Annotated in this window: 7 protein-coding genes; 6 read left to right on the top strand and 1 reads right to left on the bottom strand. The window is 52.1% G+C overall.

All coding sequences use genetic code 11. The features are described 5' to 3' along the window. The 6 genes from OGV38_RS14850 to OGV38_RS14825 form a co-directional block, all read left to right on the top strand. Nucleotides 1-94 (top strand): host cell division inhibitor Icd-like protein (locus OGV38_RS14850; RefSeq protein WP_286473824.1); only part of this gene is annotated, 94 nt, incomplete at its 5' end. Continuing rightward, nucleotides 91-318, top strand: a complete 228-nt coding sequence (locus OGV38_RS14845; RefSeq protein ID WP_001216599.1) for a hypothetical protein — start codon at nucleotides 91-93, stop codon at nucleotides 316-318. The genes OGV38_RS14850 and OGV38_RS14845, both read left to right, overlap by 4 nt. Beyond that, nucleotides 315-635: a DUF5375 domain-containing protein gene (locus tag OGV38_RS14840; RefSeq protein ID WP_000743146.1), complete on the top strand. Its 321-nt coding sequence runs from the start codon at nucleotides 315-317 to the stop codon at nucleotides 633-635. The genes OGV38_RS14845 and OGV38_RS14840 overlap by 4 nt, the downstream gene beginning before the upstream one ends. A 14-nt stretch (nucleotides 636-649) precedes the next feature. After that, on the top strand, nucleotides 650-2,983 hold the full coding sequence (locus OGV38_RS14835; RefSeq protein WP_286473821.1) for a primase-helicase zinc-binding domain-containing protein: 2,334 nt from the start codon (nucleotides 650-652) through the stop codon (nucleotides 2,981-2,983). 413 nt (nucleotides 2,984-3,396) lie between these two features. Continuing rightward, entirely contained in the window at nucleotides 3,397-4,278 is an 882-nt protein-coding gene (locus OGV38_RS14830) for an AbaSI family restriction endonuclease (protein WP_131162434.1), read from the top strand. A gap of 279 nt (nucleotides 4,279-4,557) precedes the next feature. Then, nucleotides 4,558-4,896: a hypothetical protein gene (locus OGV38_RS14825; protein WP_286473816.1), complete on the top strand. Its 339-nt coding sequence runs from the start codon at nucleotides 4,558-4,560 to the stop codon at nucleotides 4,894-4,896. Here OGV38_RS14825 and OGV38_RS14820 read toward each other — a convergent pair. Next, nucleotides 4,893-6,100 (bottom strand): IS3 family transposase gene (locus OGV38_RS14820; RefSeq protein ID WP_117086587.1). Its coding sequence is split into 2 segments (ribosomal slippage): nucleotides 4,893-5,779 and nucleotides 5,779-6,100, totalling 1,209 coding nucleotides; the frame shifts between segments, so codons are not numbered across the junction. The two genes, OGV38_RS14825 and OGV38_RS14820, sit on opposite strands and share 4 nt — an antisense overlap. Between the last annotated feature and the right edge of the window lie 91 nt (nucleotides 6,101-6,191).

Raw genomic sequence — 6,191 nt, 5'->3', positions numbered from 1 at the left:
TGCCGGTGATGAGCACGCCGCACGTCTTTCTCTCGTTCGCGATTACGTTCTCTCGTTCGCTGGCCGTCTGCCGGTTGCGGAGGTGCGCGCATGAGACACACCACCATTACCGCCCGTGACCTCGAATGTCTGGAGCATATGCGCAACGTCGGCCAGCTCGTCGGCGACCTGATGCAGGTGCAGGACTGCGCCACCGTTCGTCGTGACCCGGCGCAGCAGTTACAGCTCACCTCCGTGATTTACCTCATGACCGCCCAGCTCGACGGCGTGGTCGAACGCTGCAATCAGCAGTGGCTTACCGGGGAGGGTAACGTATGAAAAAGCCATTACCGCCCGTATTACGCGCCGCGCTGTATCGTCGCGCAGTGGCCTGTGCATGGCTGACCCTGTGCGAACGCCAGCACCGCTACCCGCACCTCACCCTCGACGCGCTGGAAAGCGCCATTGCCGCCGAGCTGGAGGGCTTCTACCTGCGCCAGCACGGCGAGGAAAAAGGCCGTCAGATTGCCTGTGCACTGCTGGAAGATTTAATGGAAGCCGGACCACTGAAAGCCGCCCCGTCGCTGTCCTTTCTCGGGCTGGCCGTGATGGATGAGCTTTGCGCCCGTCATATCACGTCGCCGGTACTGCACTGAGGGAGAAAATAACCATGAAAATGAACGTAACAGAAACCGTAAAACAGGCGTGCGGCCACTGGTCGAACATTCTCCCGGCACTGGGTGTGAGGGTGATTAAAAACCGCCATCAGTCCTGCCCGGTATGCGGCGGCTCTGACCGTTTCCGCTTTGACGATAAAGAGGGGCGCGGGACGTGGTTCTGCAATCAGTGCGGTGCAGGTGACGGGCTTAAGCTGGTAGAGAAAGTATTTGGCGTGACCCCGTCAGAAGCTGCCGGAAAGATAAACGCCGTGACCGGCAACCTGCCGCCGGTTGCCCCGGAAGTGATTGCGGCCGCAGAGGCTGAAACGGAGGCCGACCGCAAAGCGGCGACCGCGCTGGCCGTCAGGCTCATGGAGAAAACCCGACCGGCCACCGGCAACGCCTACCTCACCCGCAAGGGTTTCCCCGCTCTGGAATGTCTGACGCTCACCGTCATGCATAAAACCGGCGGCGTGACGTTCCACACCGGGGATGTGGTTGTCCCGCTGTATGACGATACCGGCGCACTGGTTAACCTTCAGCTTATCAATGCTGACGGTCTCAAACGCACTCTGAAAGGCGGCCAGGTTAAAGGGGCATGTCATGTCATCGAAGGGAAAAAACAGGCCGGAAAACGCCTGTGGATAGCGGAGGGCTATGCGACCGCGCTCACCGTACATCACCTGACCGGCGAAACCGTCATGGTGGCACTGTCGTCGGTGAACCTCCTTTCTCTGGCGAGCCTTGCCCGTCATAAACACCCGGCCTGTCAGATTGTCCTCGCCGCCGACCGTGACCTTAACGGCGACGGCCAGAGTAAAGCCGCTGCGGCCGCAGATGCCTGTGAGGGCATTGTTGCCCTGCCGCCGGTGTTCGGTGACTGGAATGATGCGTTTATACAGTACGGCGAGGAAGCCACGCGCAAAGCCATTTATGACGCTATCCGGCCTCCGGCACAAAGTCCGTTTGATACCATGAGTGAGGCGGAATTTACCGCCATGAGCGCCAGCGACAAGGCTTTGCGGGTGCATGAGCATTACGGCGAAGCGCTGGCGGTGGATGCGAACGGCCAGCTCCTGTCCCGCTATGAAAACGGCATCTGGAAAAATATCCCTGCCGCCACTTTTTCACGGAATGTGGCTGATTTATTCCAGCGCTTACGCGCCCCGTTCTCATCCGGGAAAATTGCCTCGGTGGTGGAGACCCTGAAACTGATTATTCCGCAGCAGGATACACCGGCGCGCCGTCTGATTGGTTTTCGCAACGGGGTACTCGATACCCAGAGCGGCGTATTCAGCCCGCACCACAAATCGCACTGGCTGCGCACGCTGTGCGACGTGGATTTTACCCCGCCGGTGGAAGGGGAAACGCTGGAGACGCACGCGCCGAACTTCTGGCGCTGGCTCGACCGTGCGGCCGGTAAAAGTCCACAAAAACGCGACGTGATTCTGGCTGCGCTGTTTATGGTGCTGGCGAACCGTTACGACTGGCAGCTCTTTCTCGAAGTCACCGGTCCCGGCGGGAGTGGCAAAAGTATTCTGGCTGAAATCGCGACCCTGCTTGCCGGGGAAGATAATGCCACGTCAGCCGATATCGACACACTGGAAGACCCGCGCAAACGTGCATCCCTGATTGGCTTCTCGCTAATCCGTCTGCCAGACCAGGAAAAATGGAGCGGCGACGGCGCAGGGCTTAAGGCCATCACCGGCGGCGATGCGGTCTCAGTTGACCCGAAATACCAGAACCCGTACTCAACACATATTCCGGCAGTGATTCTGGCCGTGAACAATAATCCCATGCGCTTCACCGACCGCAGCGGCGGGGTGTCACGTCGCCGGGTGATTATTCACTTCCCGGAGCAGATTGCGCCGGAAGAACGCGACCCGCAGCTCAGGGATAAAATTGCACGCGAGCTGGCCGTCATTGTGCGCCAGCTTATGCAGAAATTCAGCGACCCGATGACCGCCCGCGCACTGCTCCAGTCGCAGCAGAACTCCGACGAGGCACTCAGCATCAAGCGCGATGCTGACCCGACGTTTGATTTTTGCGGCTATCTGGAAATGCTCCCGCAGACCAACGGGATGTTTATGGGTAATGCCAGTATTATCCCGCGTAATTACCGTAAATATCTTTATCACGCGTATCTGGCCTATATGGAGGCTAACGGATACAGGAACGTGCTCAGCCTGAAAATGTTCGGGCTGGGGCTGCCCATGATGCTGAAAGAGTTCGGCCTGAATTATGAGAAGCGGCACACCAAGCAGGGGATACAAACCAATCTGTCGCTGAAAGAGGAAAGCTACGGCGACTGGCTGCCGAAGTGCGACGACCCCGCGGCGACATAACCCACCTCAGACCGGCAACAGCCGGTCTTTTTCTTTCTGCTCATTGCCACAGGGTGAACAATCCACTGTTCACCCTTCACCGTATATTCACCCTGTATCACCATGAAATTATTAATAAAAAACCAGAGGTGAACAGTGTGAACAGTAAAACCTGAAAAAACTTTTTATCCCCCCACCACATCGCCTGACCGGGCAGATCCAGAACGAGCAAAAATCACAAAGGGGAAGAGTCAACTTTTCACTCCTCACCAACTCACTACCGCTTAACCACATGATATAAAATGGAAAATCATCGAAGTTAACAGTATAAACAGTTAGATTAAAAAAATACTTACGCATCTTATGGCGATAGGTAACACTATCGCCATAAGAAAAAGCACATTACATGAAGAACAAAGAAGGAAGGCATATAAATGGATAAAACTGATTACATCCTACGTTCACTTACGAAAACCTCAAAAAAACGATGGGAACATTATGCAGTAACTCGCATTTATCATCTTTTAAATGATCCCGATATTGAATTTGTCTGCCAGCAATGTGTCAGAAAAGAAAATGGAAAAATCTATTTAGCAGATTTATTTTTCCCACAACTGGATCTTTATCTTGAAATTGATGAAGGGCATCACAACAGTGAGCAATCACAAATAGATGATGCGAAACGTCGTATGGATATTACTGAAGTTACAGGATTTTTAGAGAAAAGAATTCCCGCCAGCGAAATAAGTCTTGAAATTTTCGATCGTTATATCAATGAATTTATTGAGTTGATACGCAATCGTAAAAATAGAATGATTAAAGATAAAAAATTCAAAGAATGGGATTATGATAATAAATATACAGCTCGTCCTCATCTTAAGGCAGGAAGGATATCTGTAGGTCCAGATGCCGTCTTCAGATACCACCGGGATGCTTTGAACTGTTTCGGTTACAACAAAGGACATCATCAGTCTGGCGGTTGGAGCATTCCTTCTCACATAAGTGAAGCAATGGGTCTATCAGGAAAATGCATGGTTTGGTTTCCAAAACTATATGGAAATTCAGATTGGGGAAATGAATTGACTGATGATGGTAACAAAATCATAGAGCGGAATATAAAAGATGATGAGGGATACACAGAACGCTGGGATAAACGAATTGTTATGGCACATTCTCGTGATGAGCTGAACAGGACACTGTACCGATTTCTTGGGGTGTTTGAAGCTATCCCTGGTCACCATACTGGCAACATACTAGAGTTTCATCGTGTAAGTACATCGGTCAATGTATACCCTCCTAATGATGCTGCCCCATGATTAACAGCATATTTAGTTCCCTGTTTATACGAGATACAACGCTGCTACTGTGAGAAAATTGGTACACGTTTAGGTACACAACTGAAAGTTGAATACGAAAAAACCTCTTACTTTTAATAGGTTGGGGGATTTATTCAGACTCCGCCAGCCCACCAAATAAAACAAGGGGTTACGTGAAAACGTAACCCCTTTTTGTTTGGCTGTGGCGGCAAAATGGCGGCAGCCAATTTGCCCACCGTTCATAACGTCTTAGCCGTTTGTGTAATAAAGGTGATTCACATGGAAGAAATGCACTTTGTTTACATCAATGCAAATGCGCGCATTGGTGCCCATTCAATAAGCAGTGTTAGCCACAGCGATAACCACATTCAGGGTATATGCCAATCAGCCCATTCAATAAGAACGTTTCGTAAAGATAGAATACTTCAAGAATGCACATCTGCTGATGAAGCACAGCAAGCCTGTCAGTCCTTCCTATCAGAAAATTACATCCATCTAACCAAGGCGACCAAGCCCAAAACCCTAACTTTTGACGTCTGTTTTACAGGTTTCAAAAAGACAGATAAAGAGCGTTTGATGATCTTGACCCTCCATCTCCGAACAGCTTTTGTATCTTAAGTTAACGATGTCCGCTGCCGCCGGTATTCCCTCGGGGAGTGATATCCCAGCGCGCTGTGCGGGTGGTTTTCATTGTAATGCGTGAACGCTACTGCAAGGTTTCGCAGTGCTGTTCTCACATCCGGTTTTGGCATGAACGCGATATAGTCTTCTTTCATCGTTTTCACGAACCGTTCGGCCATGCCATTACTCTGCGGGCTGCTCACCGCTGTTGTGCAGGGCTCCAGATTCAGCTCTCTCGCGAACCTCCGCGTTTCATACGCGGTATACGCTGAACCGTTATCCGTCAGCCACTGCACCGCTGTGTCGGGCAACCTGTCGCCGAAGCGCTTTTCCACCGACCTCAGCATCACATCCTGCACGGTCGAACTGTCATAGCCTCCCGTGCTTGCTGCCCAGTCTATGGCCTCACGGTCGCAGCAGTCCAGCGCGAACGTTACCCGCAGTTTTTCGCCGTTGTCGCAGCCGAACTCGAAGCCATCTGAACACCAGCGCATATCGCTTTCTGCCACCGCTATCTTGCCCTTATGTTCACGCTTCGGTCGCTCTGGTTTGTGATGCAACAACAACAGGTTATGCTCACGCATTATCCTGTAAAGCCGTTTGGCATTCACAGGTAGCTGTCCCTCTGTGCGACGTTGCTTGCGCAGGATGCCCCACACGCGTCGATAACCATAACTCGGCATATCGCTGATAATGTTGAGGATAGCCGACAGTATTTCTGCGTCTGCTTCTTCATTACGCCGGTTACAGCGCCTGTCCTGCCAGTCGGCAGAACGGTTAATCCGCAGTGACAGTTGCGCACGCGACACGCCCATGGTCCGGCAGACCATGGCTATTCCCCGTCCTTTGGCAACAAGGGCGCGTGCGCTATCCATTTTCGCGACTGACCGTACTCCACGGCTTCTTTCAGGATCTCAACTTCCATCGTCTTCTTGCCCAGAAGGCGCTGAAGCTCCCGGACCTGCTTCAGAGCAGCAGTAAGCTCAGAAGCAGGAACGACTTCCTCTCCAGCCGCAACGGCGGTGAGGCTGCCTTCCTGATATTGCTTCTTCCACTTAAACAGCAGGCTGGGCTGGATACCATGCAGGCGGGCGACATGGGAGACATTCATACCCGGCTCCATCGTCTGCTGGATAATGGCGATCTTCTCCTGAGGAGTTTTACGTTTACGGACTTCTTGCCCTAACAGGATCCCGGTCATCTCAAAATTGGCGTTAGTGTTAGACATATATTCAAGCCTATCTCTTATCTGGAGATACAGCTACTGTCCGGTGTTTCAGGGGGCTACATCA

Source organism: Citrobacter sp. Cb080 (assembly GCF_030334745.1).
Lineage (GTDB): Bacteria > Pseudomonadota > Gammaproteobacteria > Enterobacterales > Enterobacteriaceae > Citrobacter > Citrobacter braakii.
Note: the sequence above shows the minus strand (reverse complement) of the source record. Positions and strands in the feature narration are given on the sequence as shown.